The organism is Halorubrum tibetense, from assembly GCF_042661865.1.
GTDB lineage: Archaea > Halobacteriota > Halobacteria > Halobacteriales > Haloferacaceae > Halorubrum > Halorubrum tibetense.
This window is the reverse complement of sequence record NZ_JBHSWW010000736.1, coordinates 1-523: the sequence shown is the minus strand read 5'-3', so window position 1 is coordinate 523 and position 523 is coordinate 1. Positions and strand designations below refer to the sequence as shown.

Genomic DNA, 523 nt, shown 5'->3' with positions numbered 1-523 from the left:
TTTTCTAATCCGCCGGATTGCATATACCCATCTGAGCCAATAACGGCGAAACTCAACACGCCAGCCTCTATGGTTTCCGCAGCGGCCGTAGGCAGAGTGAAGCTTGGCAAGACACCTGAAAGTGGTCCACCCACATCCCACTGAAAGCTATCAGCGTAAAGTGAGGTAAAAAAACTGGCTCGATTAACACCAATCTCACTTAAATCATAAGTCACTGACTGATTGTCACCGACCGCTTCTAAAAACCCGCTTAGTGCACTTAACAGACTGTTTTCATTTTCGGCTATTTCAAAATGCTGACTTGAAACATTCAAATCGGCTCGTAGTCTCCGGGACGCAGTGTAGCGCAACTGGCCTTTCGAATTAGATCCCAAATTAACATGCCTATAGGCCTGAATATAATTATCCTCATATAAGCCAGAAAAAACGAATGTCGTGTTAAAGCCATTAATAATATGCTTTCTACCTTCAGCGGTATTAGCAAAAGTTCGATAAGAATCAACGGCACTACTGGGCACCAAAT

At 43.8% G+C, this 523-nt stretch carries 1 protein-coding gene; it reads right to left on the bottom strand.

Features of this window, described 5'->3' with window-relative positions:
- On the bottom strand, positions 1-523 hold a 523-nt coding region (locus tag ACFQEU_RS18025; RefSeq protein WP_379784402.1), incomplete at both ends, for a hypothetical protein.